This is a genomic window from Aneurinibacillus terranovensis DSM 18919 (assembly GCF_000430625.1).
Classification (GTDB): Bacteria; Bacillota; Bacilli; order Aneurinibacillales; family Aneurinibacillaceae; genus Aneurinibacillus_B; species Aneurinibacillus_B terranovensis.
In genome coordinates, this window is the sequence record NZ_AUMJ01000063.1 from 1 (window position 1) to 17,071 (window position 17,071).

The following is a 17,071-nucleotide window of genomic DNA, read 5'->3' on the forward strand; positions in this document are numbered from 1 at the left end:
CCCATAACAAGAGCTTATTTAGAAAGGGTGATTAGCGATCTCACCGGTATCAAAAACCCGTCAAAAAGGGAAGAAAAAGAAGAAAAACATAAATCTAAACCAGTCCAAGAAACAGAGCGTCAGCTTTGTTTGTTTAACGTGTCATGAAAAAGAGGAAATTCCTTTAAGTGTTGTAAGGGACTTTGACTTAATGGACGATGGAGATCCAACCACTCCCCCGATGTTTTCATGCGAAAAATGTGGTGGACGAATGTATCCGGAATATTATGAGGGAGTACATGGCATAAAGTACAGACTATCGGATATTCTCTAAACAAAAAAGGACCGGGCGGTTTTTGCCCGGTTTTTCTTAACCCTTCTATGTTACATTGCCTTTTCTTTATCTACCGTTTCCTGGCTTTTTGTGCGTTGATTCCATTGTCGGCAGGCCAGTACTACAGCCAGTTCTGCCAATACGAAATTCCCGTAAAACAAAAACCATAAAAGCGAGAAAGCCTCCGGTTGGGTGCCGTTTGATGTTATCATCTCGAATAAGAAACCCCACATCCCCATAATAAACGGTAGTTGCAGCAAGGCCAGCCACTGCCAGCCCCAGCGCCAGAAAAACCATGGTGTTACACTCGAAAATACCATAAAGATGAGGAGTATATCCATCAGTATTTTCCTCCTTTTTCTGAAACGCTACTTCCATACCACAGCTTATTCTCGTTGTAAATATATGATGACATAATATTCAAAAAAGTTTACCTTTTTTACACAAAATATACACAATTAAGTTTTTTGTCATATTATTAGATTTTTGTTCATTGTTTTGCCAAACAAAGCATACAAATGTGTGATCAATTTCACACTTTAATAACGCAAATCGGTCTATTATCAATCTACAATCTAGTTTTTAGAATTGGAGGGGTAAGGCAACAGGATACTTTAGGCTTGAACGGCAACTTTCTTAACTAAAAAAGCTAGCCCGTTACTGTGGGCTAGCTTTAAAGAAAGTATATGTTGCTTTACAGTGTTAAAGCAACATATACTTTCCTCCATGGGTCACCTGAGAAAAACTCGCGGGAGTGTGCCGAACGTTGCTTTTTCGATGTGGAGCGTGTGGCCGGAAGGTCGATCAGACCGACAATTGTCTCCATCATTGAGGTACCCGGATGTTTTGTCGGTCCGACCTTCCGGTCACTAAGCGGCCGTTTCGCTTCCCTGCAGAAAAAGGACGAGCGGCAACGCCCGCGAGTTTTTCTCACTACGTATTTTACCGTTTAATACTTACAACATTTTCAGCTCCGCGTTTTACCTGTGAGCCCACAGTAACGGATACTTTTTCACCTTCTGCTAAGTTCGTGAAGACAATAGGGGTTACCAGTGAAGGCACTTTTCCTTTGATTTGGTTTAAATCCACGCGAAGGAGAGGCTGTCCTGCTTTGACCTTCGTGCCCTGCTTAACAAGTGCTTCAAAGCCTTCACCTTCAAGATTGACGGTGTCGATACCGAAATGAACCAGGATTTCCCGTCCATTCTCTGCAAGAAGGCCCACCGCGTGTTTTGTTGGGAAGAACGTTGTCACAGTTCCATCTACAGGGGATACCACTTCGCCATTAGACGGTTCAATCGCAAAGCCATCGCCCATCATTTTTTGGGAAAATACCTGGTCCGGAACATCTTTCAAATCAACGATTTTCCCATCGAGCGGCGATACGAAATAATCATTTTCCGTTATTGCCAAAGGTGCAGCATCTTCTATCGTAACGGCAGTCTCTTGTACTGCGTCTGATGAAACTTTTCCGGCAATTACATCTTTGATTTGTTCTTTTAATTGGTCGGATTTAGGCCCGAAAATCGCCTGAATATTATTGCCGACTTCAAGAACACCGGCTGCGCCCAGACGTTTGAGGTCGTCTTTATTAACCTTTTTAATATCGTGTACAGATACACGCAGGCGGGTAATACATGCATCTAAATGTTCGATGTTTTCTTTTCCGCCAAGTCCGGCCAATACGCCAATAGCAAGCTTACTTCCACCGACATTTACCTGAACTTGTGTGTCATCATCATCTTCACGTCCGGGGGTTTTGAGGTTCCATTTACGGATAGCGAAACGGAAACCGAAGTAGTAAATGACGGCAATAACCAGGCCAACAGGAATTACCAGCCACCATTGCGTTCTGTTAGGCAGGATACCGAACAGAATGTAGTCAATCAGACCACCTGAGAACGTCATCCCGATTTTAACGTTTAACAGCTGCATGGTCATAAAAGAGAGACCGGCAAATACAGCGTGAACCGCGAATAGTAACGGAGCCACGAATAAGAAAGTGAACTCGATTGGTTCGGTGATGCCTGTTAAGAAAGAAGTTAATGCTGCAGAAGCAAAGATACCGGCTACAAGTGCTTTTTTCTCAGGTTTTGCTTCATGATACATAGCAAGTGCGGCAGCAGGAAGACCGAACATCATGAACGGGAATTTACCAACCATAAATGTACCGGCCGTTAATTTAACGCCGTCTTTAACCTGGTTGAAAAAGATAGCCTGGTCACCGTGAATAACTTGTCCGGCTTTGTTCGTGTAGGAACCGAATTCAAACCAGAACGGCGCATAGAAAATATGGTGAAGGCCAAACGGTACTAATGAGCGTTCAATTAAGCCAAAGATAAATGCTGCAAGCGTTGGATTTGCGTCGATCATATTATGGGAGAATGCGTTTAATCCGTTCTGAATCGGAGGCCAGATTAAAGTCATTAAAATCCCGAGAACTAAAGAGGATACAGCGGTAATAATAGGCACAAAACGTTTTCCGGCAAAGAAACCAAGGAACTGTGGTAGTTCAATGTTGTAGTATTTTTTATACATGTAGGCGGCTAGAATACCAACGATAATTCCGCCGAACACCCCGGTTTGCAGGGTATTAACTCCGAGTACATTTGCGTATGCCTGATTATGGGCGACGAGATCAGGCGTAACATTCAGGATAATACCCATCGTCGTATTCATAATTAAGAAACCAATGAGTGCGGCGATAGCAGCAACCCCGTCACCGCCGGCAAGTCCGACGGCTACCCCTGCCGCAAACAGCACGGCTAGATTAGAGAAAACGATGCTTCCGGACTGCTCCATTACTTTTGCAACCAATTGAACACCATGGCTGTTCAGAAATGTAAGCCTTTCCAAAAGAGCGGGATTTTGCAGCGCATTACCGAACGCGAGCAAAATACCGGCAGCGGGCAGAATGGCAACAGGAAGCATAAGTGCTTTACCGACTTGCTGGAGAACGCCAAATAACTTCTTAAACATGACCTTTTCCTCCTTTACACGGCTATACGCAAAAAGGCATGAGCGAAAGGAAAGCGATAGAACCCGGGTTCCATCTGCTGTTTCCTTCACTCATGCCTGATCGTATCAGTAACACGTAAAGACCGCATAAATATTGAATTATGATTTCACATGATAAATGTGAGCGGTTGCAACACCATATTCATCATCTGATTGAATAATATCACGCTCGTACGATGGATGCAATACTTTTTTGTTGAAAGATAGGGGTGTTGACGTTTTCAGCATATTGACTACAGTTTTACGAATGCTTTGTTTATAACTGCAGCAAATCCCCATCATTCGGAACGAATACTTGCCGGGTAAGGGACGCGTTCCGGATATATTCCCGTAGTTCCTGCCTGGACAGGGAACAGTGATTCCATGTGTCCATATGGGCAGCAAAAACTTTCGCCCGGGGGGCATGCAAGCAAACTTGATGAACATCCTGTGCAGTCATCGTAATCGGCTCTCCGGTGCTGAACTGAGCCGCCCCGGCGAAGCAAACGATTCCATGGGGTCTGTATATGTTTAGTGCTCGCTCGACTTCATTGCACCAGATGGAATCGCCGATAATATACAGAGACAAATCTCCAATGGAACAGAGTACGAATCCCGATACAGGCCCCATTTTTTGTCCAATCTCTCCAGTGCCGTGCTGTCCGCCTGTCCGGTAAATGGTAAGCCCATCCCACGTATAGGAGTGATGGACCGGCTTAATGTTAAGAAATCCTGCACCATGTATCTTTTCGGCATCTTCCGGCTGGCAAAATAATGGAACGTTTTTCGGTAACAACTCAACGGCCAGGTCATCAAAATGATCACGATGAGTATGCGTAATAAGAATGGCATCAATGTCTGTAAGCCTGGATAATTCACACGGTAAATCGACGAGTGGATTGTTGGCTTTGTTAGGAACGTCAGGAATCGCGGACATTGTCCCTGCAGGGCTAAACATAGGATCAACGATTATTTTTTTATTCTCAGTACATATCATCATAGTAGCATGACGGATGAATTGAATTTTCATACGTATCCCTCCATATAGTTGGCAACTATGACCTTATTATAAAAGGAGGCGGTATTGCGCGGAGGATGTATACAGGTATGTTTACTTTCATGGCGAAAGGAAAATAAGCGATATGATTGATCAAACGGATTTCAAAATACTTTCTCTCTTATGCGGGAATTCCCGGCTGCAGTGGCGGGAGATTGGCGAACAGGTTCATTTAACAGGACAGGCTGTGGCCAACCGCATTCGCCGAATGGAAGAACTGGGTATCATAGAAGGATATACACTGAGATTGAATGAAAGAAAATTGGGAAAAGCTATGACCGCCTTCGTAACCGTATTTATGAAAACAGTGGATCATCCGGCTTTCCATCAGTTTATTACCGAAAAGGAAGCCGTTGTAGAAGCCAATCGGATAAGCGGGGAAGGATGCTACTTGCTGAAAGTTACGGTTTCCGGCCAGGATGAACTTTCGTTATTTCTGGATGAAATATTAAAATACGGCAACTATCGGGTGAATTTGTCAATTGGAAAATTAAAGTAGGTAGTGAAAAGGGGGTATCTGAGTGATAGAAATTCGCAAGTTAATCGAACGAGACACTGGAATTTTTCAATGGATTATCCTTCATTTTACAGCGATTAACCCGTAAATCCATTAAAAAACACTTGAAATAGACCGTTTTTGCATGGGATACGGTCTATTTCAAGTGTTTTTCTGCCGCTTATAATACTCATTTAATAAGGTGTCCAGTTTTTGGCTCACCAGGATGATTTGCGGGTCTGTAAGCGGCCTCTCCCTTGCTAACTTATTCAATTTCCTTCTTAATCCTTCTATAATCTTTAAAGTTTCATCTTTCTCCCCCATATGTTTCTCCTTATTTTAATTTTGGAGCGATAGCAAAAGATATCTATGATATACAGAAGTAACGACATTATCAATAGATACTATACCATAGTGATCGTAAAATCTATTATCTAATAATGTCGAATTATGCGATATTAAATAATAAATAATTTAAAAATGAGGAAGGGATTTTGGCATAAAATGTTTAATTTAATTGGGGAGTGGTAGAACATGGGCATTTTTGTTTTTATTTTTTATTCCGTGCCGGAGATGTGTCTCATCATCGCACTAACCATTACGCTGGCCGGATACAACCTTTCAGCAAACAAGTTAAAGTGCTTCATTTGTTCACTTTTTCTTGCTTGCTTTGTGGACATCTTCCGTGATGCTGATATAGATATCGCTGTGAGACTGGTCCTTCAGTTCTTAATCTTTGTTATATCTATCAAGTATGTATTTAAAATTCCCTTTATGCGGTTGTTTGTCTGCACGGTTTCTACCCTTCTGCTGGTACAAATAACAGAGCTGGCTGCAATGAATACAGCGATGGCGATCAGCGATAAAACTCTGGGAGAACTGCAGAGTCACCCTTTTTTATGGCTGTTAGCGGTCTGGCCTATTTTAATCATTTTATCTTTGTTTCTGTACTTTATTCGCAAACGGAATTTTTCTATCTTTAAAGGAGAAATATACCCTCCTACAAGTTTGTTTGGCTCTTTCTATTCTTATTTAATTTTTACAGCCTTCTATACCCTTTCCATCATTGGGGCTGAACTTTTAACAGGTAAACTTGAACAATCCAATCCGAGTATCGTACTTATTTTTACCTTTCAAATCTTCTCGGTTCTGATGGTGAGGGAGTTTATTAAATCTCAAGTAAGAGAAACCGAACTGTCTTTTTACAAAGAGTATGTCAGGGATGTCACTTCTTTGTTCACTACCATCCGGGCCCAGCGCCACGATTTTTCAAATCATATTCAGGTCCTTTACATTTTTCTAAAGCAAAGAGATTATTCAAGAATGCTTCAATACATTGAACAGTTGGTAGGCCAAATCAAAACGCTTAATCAGGTGCTTATCTCCGATAATCCCGGGTTAAGCGCGTTACTTCAGGCAAAGCTTTCACGATTTGAGGAAGAGGGAATCTCCATTTCACTCGATATCATGTCTACATTAACCGAATTAAATATCAACATGATTGAAATGAACCAGATTATCGGAAATCTGCTCGATAATGCGGCAGATGCGATAAAAGCCGCCGGTTATCCTACCGACGAGATTCATCTTCAAACCCTTCAGGAGATTGACCATGTAAAGATAAAGGTAAAAAACTACCGGCCCGTTATTCCTCCTGATATCCAGAAGAAAGTATTTGATCATGGTTTCTCAACAAAGCCAAACCATTCCGGAATTGGCCTGGCAATAGTAAGTGAACTGGTCAATAAGAACAATGGAAGTATTGCCTTATTGAGCAATGAAATTGAAGGAACAGTATTTACGATCAGGTTTCCGGTAAAAGGGGAGATGCAATTTGAGTAAAAGAGTAGCTGATTCAATTGCAGCCACTTTAGTCGAAGAGGGGACTACCCCCCATTCTGCCGCCGTCTTATCCTATGGCTTACAGATCATCATGAATACGCTGATCAAGGTCACTCTTGTTACTGTTGTCGGATGGGCCCTACATATCCTGCTTTATCTTTATATAATGATTCTGGCTTTTGGGACCCTCCGGATGATTACCGGAGGAGTTCATGCTCATACTTTTGTAAGATGTGCAACGATAAGTCAGGTTTCTTTTACAGCCTTATCGCTATCGATCCCATACACGCTGCCATTTTTTGCGAGCCATCATCTTCTTTTTACGATCGCTGTCGTTATCTTTGGAAGCGTGGTGACGGCACGATATGTGCCAGGCAAATGGGAAGGAAGGAACTTTACTGCAAAGCGAATCAAAGTCTCAAAAAATCTCTCTTATTTCTTTCTTCTTATCATCCTCGCAGCAGGATATGTGATTAACGCTTATCACTACATTTATGTATATGACATTGTATGGGCCGCCATGCTGGGAATCACCTGGCAGTACATTCTGGTTACACCAGCAGGGTATAAGCTGTTCACCATCATTGAAAATGTGCTGACTCTAAAAAGGAGGTGAAAGAATATGTGGAGAATACTGAGAAGCAAAGCGTTCAAATGTGTGGCGTCACTTGCCTATCTGGTCGCTTTAACGGACGTCAGCGCAAATAGCTGGTTCGTAGCGTACCAACCGGAAATTCCGGAAGAATTACAGAAATAATATGAGGGCACGAAATGGATGAGGACACAAAAGAAATGCTTAAAGAAGTGGAGAAGCTCATTGTGCAGTATCCAGCCGAGGAAGTGGACAAGTGGATTGACGCTTACCGTGAATATGAAAAAGAAGCTGACGATCCACTTACTTTTTTTGAATGGATTCTGCAGAATAAAAAACCGTGGCCTAGCAATCGGTTATGAGATTCTCGCTTTACCATGAGGCAGTATACGGATAGACATTGGAAACATTAATAGCCCACCCTGGTTGTGATAACGGGAGTGGGTTTTTTCTTTGCTTAAAAATGAATGAATGTCCCTCCGTTGAGAGTTTATGAGTCAATCAAATAGCAGGCAGAAATAGCACACAAAACACAAGGTCAATTTTCAAATCAAAAACCTTATGGTATTATACGTATGGATTTAGTTAACAAATGGAATAAGGTGAATGGGAGGGATACATATGATTGCCCATATTTCGGATTGTACGGTTTTACGTAACGGTGTTAAAATGCCATGGTTTGGACTCGGAGTGTACAAAGCTAAAGAAGGGGAAGAAGTGGAGCTGGCGGTAAAAGCGGCGATTAAAGCAGGGTACCGGAGCATAGATACGGCAGCCTTATATGACAACGAGGTTGGCGTAGGGAAGGCAGTCAGGGAAAGTGGAGTACCACGCGAAGAGCTTTTTATTACAACCAAGGTCTGGAACGCTGACCAGGGATATGAATCCACACTTCAGGCTTTTGAACAAAGCCGAAAGAAGTTGAATCTTGAGTATCTCGATCTTTACCTTATTCACTGGGCGGTAAAAGGAAAGTATAAAGATACCTGGAGGGCCCTCGAAAAGTTATATAAAGACGGTTTTGTCCGGGCAATTGGGGTCAGCAATTTTCAAATTCACCACATAGAGGATGTAATGGCGGATAGTGAAATGACTCCGATGGTTAACCAGGTTGAATATCATCCTTTTTTAACCCAAAAAGAGCTTCACAATTTCTGCAAGGATAATCACATTCAACTCGAAGCCTGGAGCCCGTTAATGCGGGGGGAAGTTTTACAAAATCCGGTTGTCATAGAACTTGGTGAAAAATATCAGAAGACGCCGGCTCAAATTGTGCTCCGCTGGGATTTGCAGAATCAAGTGGTGACGATTCCTAAATCTGTTCATGAAGAGCGAATTATTGAAAATGCGGATATTTTTAACTTTGAAATCTCTCCCGATGATATGGAGAAACTGGACGGATTAAACCAGAATAAACGCGTGGGAGCCGATCCGGATAACTTTAATTTTTAAAAGAACGAACATCCCCTGGTTTACACAGTAAGGGGATGTTTTCGTTCGCGTATAATGAGCATTTTTTGTCCTGTTTTCAGCGGTTACGCGGTACAAATGGGTATCTGATGATATGTTTAAATTGATGGCCTGAAAGGTAACGGTATACGTTTGTGAAATTCCGGTAATACCTCGTACACCAACTGTCGCAATTAGTTCTACATTGTTTCTATGGGTGGAACTCTGTGAGATATGCAGGCGCAGAGAAGCAAGGTATCATCTCTTTTATTGTAAAATGATAGTAAAGTATGTAATAAGAAAAAAATTCGTATGGACAAAGAGTGTAGACGAATGCGTTTTTAAATGATTTTTTTAAAAAATAAATAAAAGGAGGATAAGTATGAACGAAATTTCAAAGCAGTTTCTTACTGATTTATTATCAACGCCGTCCCCTTCAGGATTAGAGATGGAGATTCAGAAAAAATGGATGAAGTATGTCCATGGTTTTGCGGATGTTGTAAAAACCGATGCGGCTGGAAATGCCATAGGGATCATCAATCCGGATGCAGAATTTAAAGTACTGCTTGCAGGGCACTGTGATGAAATTGGTTTTGTGATCAACAGAATCGATGACGATGGTTTTCTTTACGTGGATAAGGTGGGAGGCATCAGTCACAAACCGGCGATCGGGATGAAGGTCGAAGTCCTCGGATACAAAAGGCGAATCACGGGCGTGATTGGTGCGAACGCTGAACACCATGGCGGAGTAAAGGATGACTTCGAGTTTTCAGACTTATACATTGACTGCGGGGCAAAAAGTAAGTCTGAAATCGCCGAATATGTTCAAATTGGAGACTTGGCCGTCTATAAGAGAGAAGTGGAGTTCCTGATGAATAACCGGATAAGCGGCCGAGGACTGGATAACCGAACCGGATCGTTTATCGTAGCCGAAGTTTTAAAAAATGCCGCGAAAAACCGTTCCCGTGTCGGTGTTTATGCGGTGAGTACGGTTAACGAGGAAACTAATATGGGAGGTGCCTATTTTGCCGGCGCGGGGATTCAGCCGACTATGGCCATCGCCGCGGATGTAACGTTTGCGACGGATTATCCCGGCGTCAACAAAAACAAATATGGGGAGATTGATTTGGACCGGGGCCCTGTTCTGGCCAAGGGAGCGCCAATTAATTGGAAAATAAACAGTTTGCTGGAGCAAAGCGCCCAAAGACTCAGCATGAATCTACAATATGAGTTAACACCAAGAAATACGGGGACGGACGCGGATCGCTTGAGACTGACAGGGAAAGGGATTCCTGTGGCGCTCGTTTCCCTGCCCCTCAGGTACATGCATTCCCCCGTTGAAACAGCAAGCCTTGATGATATGGATAAAGAAATTGAACTTTTAACCGACATGATTATGCAATTGACCGGTACGGAGAGTCTCAACCCGCTGGAAGATTAACCAGCGGTTTTTTTGTCAACGATTATTTTTAGTCGAACGGAAGCATTTGAAACGTACACATCCAAGCGCTCCCTCAAGGATGTATTACATAAATTCCTCTGCTGCCAACAATACTATGTAGAGCAAAAACTATTGGAGAAAGAGGGGTTTCTATGGTCGGTTCATGGGTTTCTCTGCTTCCGTTCTTAATTGTTATTCCCGTATCCATCATTACCAAGCAAGTACAGCCTGGTTTATTTGTGGCGCTTATTCTTGGCTGTTACCTGAAAACGCCCGATCTATTAGGGGGCATCAAAACGATGCTGCACTATCTTGAGGCTAATATCGTCAAATCAAGCAATATTCGGATTATATTTTTTTTGTATACGTTTGCAGGCATTATCAGCATGATTAAGCTGGCCGGAGGTATTAAAGGATTCGTTCATCTTGTAAGCAAAAAAGTTAAAACCAAGCGAAGTGCCATGATTCTTACATGGGTTTCAACGATGGTGACATTCAGTGATCCCGATTTTCGTATTGTAACGATCGCTCCCATAATGAAAGCGTTAAGAGAAAGATTAAAGATGTCCTCACAGAAGGTGGGCTTTGTCATTGAGGTGACATCGAATCCTGTGGTGGGGTTAGTTCCTCTGGCAACCGCGTTTGTTGGATACATGGTGTCTGTTATTGATATGTCCCTTAAGCAAAACGGGATTCATGAGAGAGCGTACAATGTATACATTAAAAGCATTCCGTTTAACTTCTTTTCCTTTGTGATTATTATACTGGGTTTGTTTTACACTTTCTTTAAGCGTGATGACAAGGAAACAGCAGCTGACCAGGACCAAGCGGCAGCTCCGTCAAAAGCAGTTCCCAAGAAGCGTGCGCTGGCACCAAATTTACAGCCGGCAAGCGCCGACGTTGAATTTTCAACAGTGGAAGCATTAAATGCGTACAATGCTCAAAAAACAAAGTCCACTACACAGAATGTGGATGAACCGAGTCCCAATGCGAAACAGGGGGAAGAAGGGCTTGCCTCATGTTACCGGGCATATGAGGAAGATGCACCGATCCGCCCGTGGAATCTAATCATACCGCTGGGTGTCATGTTAGTGTTAACGTTATTCTTAAGTTGGTGGGACGGGCACTTTAAGGCGACAAGTTTTTTTGATGCTTTTCTTCGCAGCGATGCGCTGGGTGTGATGTTGGAAGCACTGTTTATCACATTTATTTTGTCAATGGTGCTATTTTTGTTTCAGCGAATTCCGATTGACAAGCTGGTGACTCATTTTATAAAAGGCGGGAACGAGCTTATGTCGGTGATTGTGCTTCTAGCGTTAATCTGGGCGGTTTCGGCCGTTGCGGATGACCTTGGGTTTTCTAATTATGTGACGGCACATGTAAAAGGGTGGATCCCCCACTTCTTTATTGCACCTGTGCTGTTTCTACTGGGGGCACTTATCTCCTATTTTATTGGTTCTTCGTGGGGAACGTGGGGGCTATTGATGCCGCTGGGAATTTCACTCGCCCACCAAACAGGAGCTAATATTTTTCTGATTATTGGGGCCGTTTTCGCGAGCGGCACATTCGGCGCCTTCGCCTCACCGCTAAGCGATAATACGGTAACCCTGTGCACCATTCTTGACCTTCCTGTTATCAGCTATGCGAGGACAAAATTAGTTCCCGCACTAACTGCTGCCGGTATTTCAACCGTTCTATTCGCTATGGCTTCTTTCTTTATCAAATAAACCTCGCAGGATGCATGGAAACCGGTTATTTTTCGGAGTTATTCCTTTACGGGGAGCAGGACTCCCCTTGTTTGAATTTTTTTTATTAGAACAGTACCATGGCAGCCAGCCCGGATAAAATCCCGAGCGCACATACACTTGTGAGTAAGAATAGAAGAACATTAGCAGGAATAGATTTTCGCACCATCAGGATAGACGGCAGGCTTATAACAGGAAGCGTGAGCAGGAGCGCCGCCGCTGGACCGCTGCCAATACCGATGGCCAGCAGAGATTGGATGATCGGAATTTCCGCCGCTGTCGGAATAACAAAGAACGTTCCCGCAACAGCCAGTACCACAATGAGAAGGATGGAATGGACTCCTGCTAACCCGGCAGGAAACAGCCAGGCGCGGGCAAACCCAAGAACAAGCACACTTAAAATATAGACAGGAACGATGCTAATGAGCAGCTTGCCGATAGCCTTAATCCAACGGCTCATCCATCCTCCCTGCTCTTCTTGATTGAATTTCTCCGCCGGTGCAAATACCGGCTCCTCGACCATTTCACCACCGGCAATTCGATTTGCCACATAGCTGATGCCAAACACAAGAATAATTCCTATGACAATACGAAGCACAACGAATTTCCAGCCGAGCACGAAAAACATAAAAATTAATACAGCCGGGTTTAAGGCGGTGTTTCCAAACCAGAATGCTACCGCTGCGCCTACTGAACTCTTACATTTACGGAGACCAATGACAATAGGTGCCGCGCAGCAGGTACACATCATCCCGGGCAGTGCCAGCAGACCGCCGGCGACCGTTCCGGCAAAACCCGTTTTGCCAAGTACCCGGACAATCCAATCGCGCGGAACTAATACTTGAACGAGAGATGCGACAATCACGGCGACAAGCAGAGCTTTCCAGATGGCGAGAAAGTAGGTTTCAGCATACCCGAGAGCCGCTGCCCATGAAGGCGCTGGAATTGACGAACCCGAACCGATAAGAATTGACTTTCCGAGGGAATGCTTGTCGGCTACCATAAATACTTTAAGAAAATACGGCTGCCACTTTGCCCAGAATAGTCCGATGGCAGCCAGTAAAATGAATACAATCACTTTCTTGCCGTCATTGGATGACCGGGAAGTTGATAAGCTTTGTTGACGCAAATTTTTTCCTCCTTTCTTTCTGCTCCAGTGTTAAAATGCATAACATTATGCATAACACTGCTAAATACAAACATCATACATTTTATCACCTGAACCAATCAAATAATAGTATCTTACTTTATTTCATCATGTTTCAGAATATCAGTAAACGCTTTCTTATATGTATGACAAGGAGATTGCAGCGGTTGCGCAGAATGTATTGGTAGACAATGCAAAGAAGACGATGCAAAGAACACAATGTAATAATTTTTTTAATATTAATGAAATGCCACAAGATTCACCTGTGATGTTCCGACAAGTATTCATTGTAAAATTTAGCTCGTATATACTAAAATATAACGAATAAATGATAATGTGGAAGATACCATAGCGCTGATGTAAAGCCTATGGTTTTTTCTATCCACGATTGATGCATCAGGGAGGAACATGGTTCATGCGAATATTTCTGGATTTGCTGTGGTTTTTTAAGCAGGAAAAGAAAAGCTACAGCCTGGGCGTGCTTTTTCTTATGATTGTTTCGCTTATTGATCTGCTGCCTCCTTATATCGTGGGAAAAGTCGTCGATGGAATTAAGGAGCGGTCACTGACACCCGGGGGGCTTTTTACGTGGGTAGGCCTTATATTGGCGGGAGCTCTGCTCGCTTATGGATTACGCTACGTGTGGCGCATTTTTATTTTTGGTGCCTCTCTCCGCCTTGGAAAACTGCTGCGCAACCGATTATACACTCATTTTACAACGCTATCGCCGCAGTTCTACCACCAACACCGTATTGGTGATTTAATGGCGCATGCTACGAATGATATCCAAGCGGTGGAAAGTACCGCTGGCGAGGGTGTTCTTACGCTTGTCGATTCCCTTACTATCGGTACATTTGTGACTCTTTCGATGGCTTTTATCAATTGGAAGCTCACGCTTATCGTTCTGATTCCGCTGCCGTTTATGGCTTGGGCCACGAGTTATTACGGCACACTTCTGCACAGAAGTTTTCATAAAGCGCAGGCGGCTTTTTCCGACTTAAACCACCGTGTGCAGGAAAATATATCGGGTGTACGGGTAATCAAGGCTTTTGGGCAGGAAGAAGCCGAAAAAGCAGCTTTTACCGAGCTTTCGACTGATGTGGTGGAAAAGAATATTACGGTCGCTAAAATAGACTCGCTTTATGACCCCACCATTTCCTTTTTTGTCGGTATTTCTTTTCTGCTGGCGGTTATTTTTGGGGCGGCCGAGGTTGTGCACGGTACGTTTACTATCGGGCAATTAACATCGTTTACCGTTTATTTAGGCTATTTAATCTGGCCAATGCTTGCCTTCGGATGGCTATTTAATATTGTGGAACGCGGACGTGCCTCGTATGACCGGATTACGTCTCTACTTGGTATTGAACCGCAGATTGTGAGCAGGGAAGATGCGGATAGTGTTGTGCCGGCCGGGGATGTTGCTTATGATATTGATTTTTTTACTTACCCTGCAACGGAGTACCCCGCTCTTACGAATATTCATTTTGACCTTCCCACAGGCAGTACGCTTGGAGTGGTGGGGAAAACCGGCAGCGGAAAAACGACGTTGCTGCGCCTTCTGCTGCGTGAGTTCGATGTGACTGACGGTGATATTATGATTGGAGGTGTCTCGATTTATAGTGTGGAGCTGGAAGCTTTACGACGTGCCATCGGGTATGTGCCGCAGGATCACTTTCTATTTTCGGCTACGATTGCGGAGAATATCGCGTTTGGCAAGCCTGACGCCACGATGGAAGAGATTCGCAAGGCAGCAGAGATTGCAGCTATTGATGAAGATATTGCGGGTTTTCCGGATGGGTACGGCACCCTTGTAGGAGAGCGCGGGGTTACGCTTTCCGGCGGCCAGAAGCAGCGTATTTCCATTGCGCGCGCGGTATTGATCAATCCGGAGATTTTGATATTGGACGATGCACTGTCCGCGGTGGATGCCAGGACAGAAGCGTCTATCTTACATGCGTTGCAAAACAATCGCAAAAATAAAACAACGCTTATTTCTGCGCACCGTTTAAGTGCGATTGAACATGCAAGTGTCATTCTTGTTCTTCAAGAAGGAAAAATTGTGGAACGGGGAACCCATGAGAGGTTGATGGAAAACGACGGCTGGTATGAGGCCATGTACCGGCGCCAGCAATTAGAATCAGACGTGGCAGAGGGAGGTGTGGAATCATCATGAACAGAAAGCACAATGAACAGCATTCCCAAACATCACAGAAAGAGGTTCTCCGCAGGCTTTTTGCTTACATGAAGCCCTACAGGAAACCGCTTATCATCGCCTTTATTGCTCTGGTGCTGGCGACAGGCGCCAACGTTGCCGGGCCGATTCTCATCCGGATTTTTATTGACCACTATGTAACACCGCACTTCTTTCCGTGGCAACCGCTCGTTCTTCTCGGGAGTACTTATTTATTACTTCATTTCCTTTCGGTGGGGCTGATGTATTATCAGCTTGTCGGTTTTAATAAAATTGCATTGTGGACGATTCAGCACATTCGTGTGGATGTATTCGGCAAGGTGCAAAATCTGGGCCTGGCGTTCTTTGACCAAACACCGGATGGAAGTCTCGTCTCCAGAATTACGAATGATACGGAAGCGATTAAGCAACTGTATATCAGCGTTCTGTCCACTTTTATTCAGAACATTGTCATGCTGATCGGCGTCTTCGCGGCCATGTTTCTCCTGGATGTCCGTTTAGCCGCATGGTGTCTGGCTTTTATCCCGTTAATTACGGGGTTTATGTGGGCCTACAGGCACTTTAGTACTCCTGTTTTCCATACGGTGCGTGAAAAACTGGGCCAGTTAAATGCGCAGCTGAACGAATCACTTCAGGGGATGCATATCATTCAGGCGATGCGGCAGGAACGCCGGTTTCGTAAAAAATTTGATAAGACCGCGATGGAACATTACACAGCGGGCCTGAAACAAATTAAGCTAAACAGCGTGCTGGTGCGTCCGGCAATGGATTTCCTGTATCTTATCGCACTAGATGTGGTTCTTGCGTTCTTCGGTATGCAGTCGTTTCGCAGCCCGGTTGAGATCGGAGTGCTCTATGCGTTTGTGAACTATCTTGATCGATTCTTTGAACCGATTAACACGATGATGATGCGCCTGACCGAATTTCAGCAGGCCGTTGTGTCAGCGGAACGGGTTTTTGCCCTGCTCGATGAAGAACAAGTGGCGCCCGGGCAGAACGGGAACGCCAACCCGGTTATAAAGGAAGGTCTGATTGAATTTAATGATGTAAGTTTTTCTTATGACGGCAAAACCGATGTCCTGAAAAATATATCGTTTGTGGCCCGGCCGGGAGAGACCGTCGCTCTGGTTGGCCATACGGGAAGCGGGAAAAGTTCCATCGTAAATTTGCAAATGCGTTTTTATCCGGTGGACCGCGGGGAAATTCTGATTGACGGCGTTCCCCTGCAGGCCTATTCCAATGAGGAACTTCGAAAGAAAATCGGGCTTGTATTGCAGGAGCCGTTTGTATTCGGCGGGGATATCACATCGAATATACGCCTCCATAATAGGAATATTTCAGACGAAGAAGTGGAAGAAGCGGCGCGGTTTGTCCAGGCGGATTCGTTTATCCAGAAGCTTCCCGGGAAGTATAAGGAACCGGTTGGGGAGTGGGGGGCAACCTTTTCGAGCGGACAGCGGCAGCTGCTTTCCTTTGCCCGGACGATGGCGATCCATCCGAAAATACTGGTGCTTGATGAAGCGACGGCCTGCGTCGATACGGAGACGGAAGAAGCGATTCAGGAGGCGCTGCAAAAGATGCGAAAAGGCCGCACGACCATTGCGATTGCGCACAGGCTTTCAACGATCCAGGATGCGGATTTGATACTGGTTTTACATAAGGGGCGGATCGTGGAACGCGGAAATCACCAGGAACTGCTAACAAAGAGAGGGCTGTATTATCGCATGTATTTGCTCCAGCAGGGAACAGGGGAAGAGAGAGATGCCGTTGGGCCGGCATCTCACGTAAAATGAACAGGAAA

Annotated in this window: 16 protein-coding genes and 1 pseudogene; 11 read left to right on the forward strand and 6 right to left on the reverse strand. The window is 44.3% G+C overall.

Features of this window, described 5'->3' with window-relative positions:
• A pseudogene (locus H525_RS29540) lies at window positions 1-147 on the forward strand (IS91 family transposase); the annotation flags it as partial.
• A gap of 216 nt (window positions 148-363) precedes the next feature.
• Here H525_RS29540 and H525_RS23825 read toward each other — a convergent pair.
• The 4 genes from H525_RS23825 to H525_RS0111965 all read right to left on the reverse strand — a co-directional run bounded on the left by H525_RS23825 (window position 364) and on the right by H525_RS0111965 (window position 4,340).
• Window positions 364-654 (reverse strand): spore morphogenesis/germination protein YwcE, encoded by a 291-nt coding sequence (locus tag H525_RS23825; RefSeq protein ID WP_035100862.1) that lies wholly within the window; start codon window positions 652-654, stop codon window positions 364-366.
• Between the two features lie 353 nt (window positions 655-1,007).
• Complete coding sequence (locus tag H525_RS27320; RefSeq protein WP_027416312.1) at window positions 1,008-1,247, reverse strand: hypothetical protein; 240 nt, start codon at window positions 1,245-1,247, stop codon at window positions 1,008-1,010.
• 8 nt (window positions 1,248-1,255) lie between these two features.
• A complete protein-coding gene (gene ptsG / locus H525_RS0111960; protein ID WP_027416418.1) occupies window positions 1,256-3,292 on the reverse strand; it encodes a glucose-specific PTS transporter subunit IIBC in 2,037 nt (678 codons plus the stop codon).
• Between the two features lie 295 nt (window positions 3,293-3,587).
• Entirely contained in the window at window positions 3,588-4,340 is a 753-nt protein-coding gene (locus tag H525_RS0111965) for an MBL fold metallo-hydrolase (protein WP_027416419.1), read from the reverse strand.
• 112 nt (window positions 4,341-4,452) lie between these two features.
• Between H525_RS0111965 and H525_RS0111970 the strand changes: the two genes are divergently transcribed.
• Entirely contained in the window at window positions 4,453-4,866 is a 414-nt protein-coding gene (locus H525_RS0111970) for an Lrp/AsnC family transcriptional regulator (protein WP_027416420.1), read from the forward strand.
• A gap of 159 nt (window positions 4,867-5,025) precedes the next feature.
• On the opposite strand, the gene H525_RS26350 is transcribed toward H525_RS0111970, so the two are convergent.
• A complete protein-coding gene (locus tag H525_RS26350) occupies window positions 5,026-5,187 on the reverse strand; it encodes an aspartyl-phosphate phosphatase Spo0E family protein (protein ID WP_081413371.1) in 162 nt (53 codons plus the stop codon).
• A 210-nt stretch (window positions 5,188-5,397) separates the two neighbouring features.
• Here H525_RS26350 and H525_RS0111985 point away from each other — a divergent pair, with 210 nt between their 5' ends.
• The 7 genes from H525_RS0111985 to H525_RS0112015 all read left to right on the forward strand — a co-directional run bounded on the left by H525_RS0111985 (window position 5,398) and on the right by H525_RS0112015 (window position 11,914).
• Entirely contained in the window at window positions 5,398-6,705 is a 1,308-nt protein-coding gene (locus H525_RS0111985; RefSeq protein WP_027416421.1) for a sensor histidine kinase, read from the forward strand.
• The gene (locus tag H525_RS0111990; protein ID WP_027416422.1) at window positions 6,698-7,321 is read left to right on the forward strand and encodes an accessory gene regulator ArgB-like protein; all 624 of its coding nucleotides are present in this window, start codon (window positions 6,698-6,700) and stop codon (window positions 7,319-7,321) included. The genes H525_RS0111985 and H525_RS0111990 overlap by 8 nt, the downstream gene beginning before the upstream one ends.
• 6 nt (window positions 7,322-7,327) lie before the next feature.
• On the forward strand, window positions 7,328-7,462 hold the full coding sequence (locus tag H525_RS26355; protein WP_081413372.1) for a cyclic lactone autoinducer peptide: 135 nt from the start codon (window positions 7,328-7,330) through the stop codon (window positions 7,460-7,462).
• Between the two features lie 14 nt (window positions 7,463-7,476).
• The gene (locus H525_RS0112000; RefSeq protein WP_027416423.1) at window positions 7,477-7,659 is read left to right on the forward strand and encodes a hypothetical protein; all 183 of its coding nucleotides are present in this window, start codon (window positions 7,477-7,479) and stop codon (window positions 7,657-7,659) included.
• Window positions 7,660-7,918: 259 nt separating this feature from the next.
• Window positions 7,919-8,749: an aldo/keto reductase gene (locus H525_RS0112005; protein ID WP_035100865.1), complete on the forward strand. Its 831-nt coding sequence runs from the start codon at window positions 7,919-7,921 to the stop codon at window positions 8,747-8,749.
• 379 nt (window positions 8,750-9,128) lie between these two features.
• Complete coding sequence (locus H525_RS0112010) at window positions 9,129-10,187, forward strand: M20/M25/M40 family metallo-hydrolase (RefSeq protein WP_027416425.1); 1,059 nt, start codon at window positions 9,129-9,131, stop codon at window positions 10,185-10,187.
• A 152-nt stretch (window positions 10,188-10,339) separates the two neighbouring features.
• The gene (locus H525_RS0112015; protein ID WP_027416426.1) at window positions 10,340-11,914 is read left to right on the forward strand and encodes a Na+/H+ antiporter NhaC family protein; all 1,575 of its coding nucleotides are present in this window, start codon (window positions 10,340-10,342) and stop codon (window positions 11,912-11,914) included.
• Between the two features lie 85 nt (window positions 11,915-11,999).
• On the opposite strand, the gene H525_RS0112020 is transcribed toward H525_RS0112015, so the two are convergent.
• Window positions 12,000-13,061, reverse strand: coding sequence for a permease (locus H525_RS0112020; protein WP_027416427.1), 1,062 nt, complete (start codon window positions 13,059-13,061; stop codon window positions 12,000-12,002).
• Window positions 13,062-13,494: 433 nt separating this feature from the next.
• On the opposite strand from H525_RS0112020, the gene H525_RS0112025 reads away from it, so the two are divergent.
• Both H525_RS0112025 and H525_RS0112030 read left to right on the forward strand, forming a co-directional pair.
• Window positions 13,495-15,252 carry an ABC transporter transmembrane domain-containing protein gene (locus H525_RS0112025; RefSeq protein WP_027416428.1) on the forward strand — a complete coding sequence of 586 codons (1,758 nt, stop codon included), beginning with the start codon at window positions 13,495-13,497 and terminating at the stop codon, window positions 15,250-15,252.
• Window positions 15,249-17,063, forward strand: coding sequence for an ABC transporter ATP-binding protein (locus H525_RS0112030; protein WP_027416429.1), 1,815 nt, complete (start codon window positions 15,249-15,251; stop codon window positions 17,061-17,063). The genes H525_RS0112025 and H525_RS0112030 overlap by 4 nt, the downstream gene beginning before the upstream one ends.
• The last annotated feature ends 8 nt before the right edge of the window (window positions 17,064-17,071 follow it).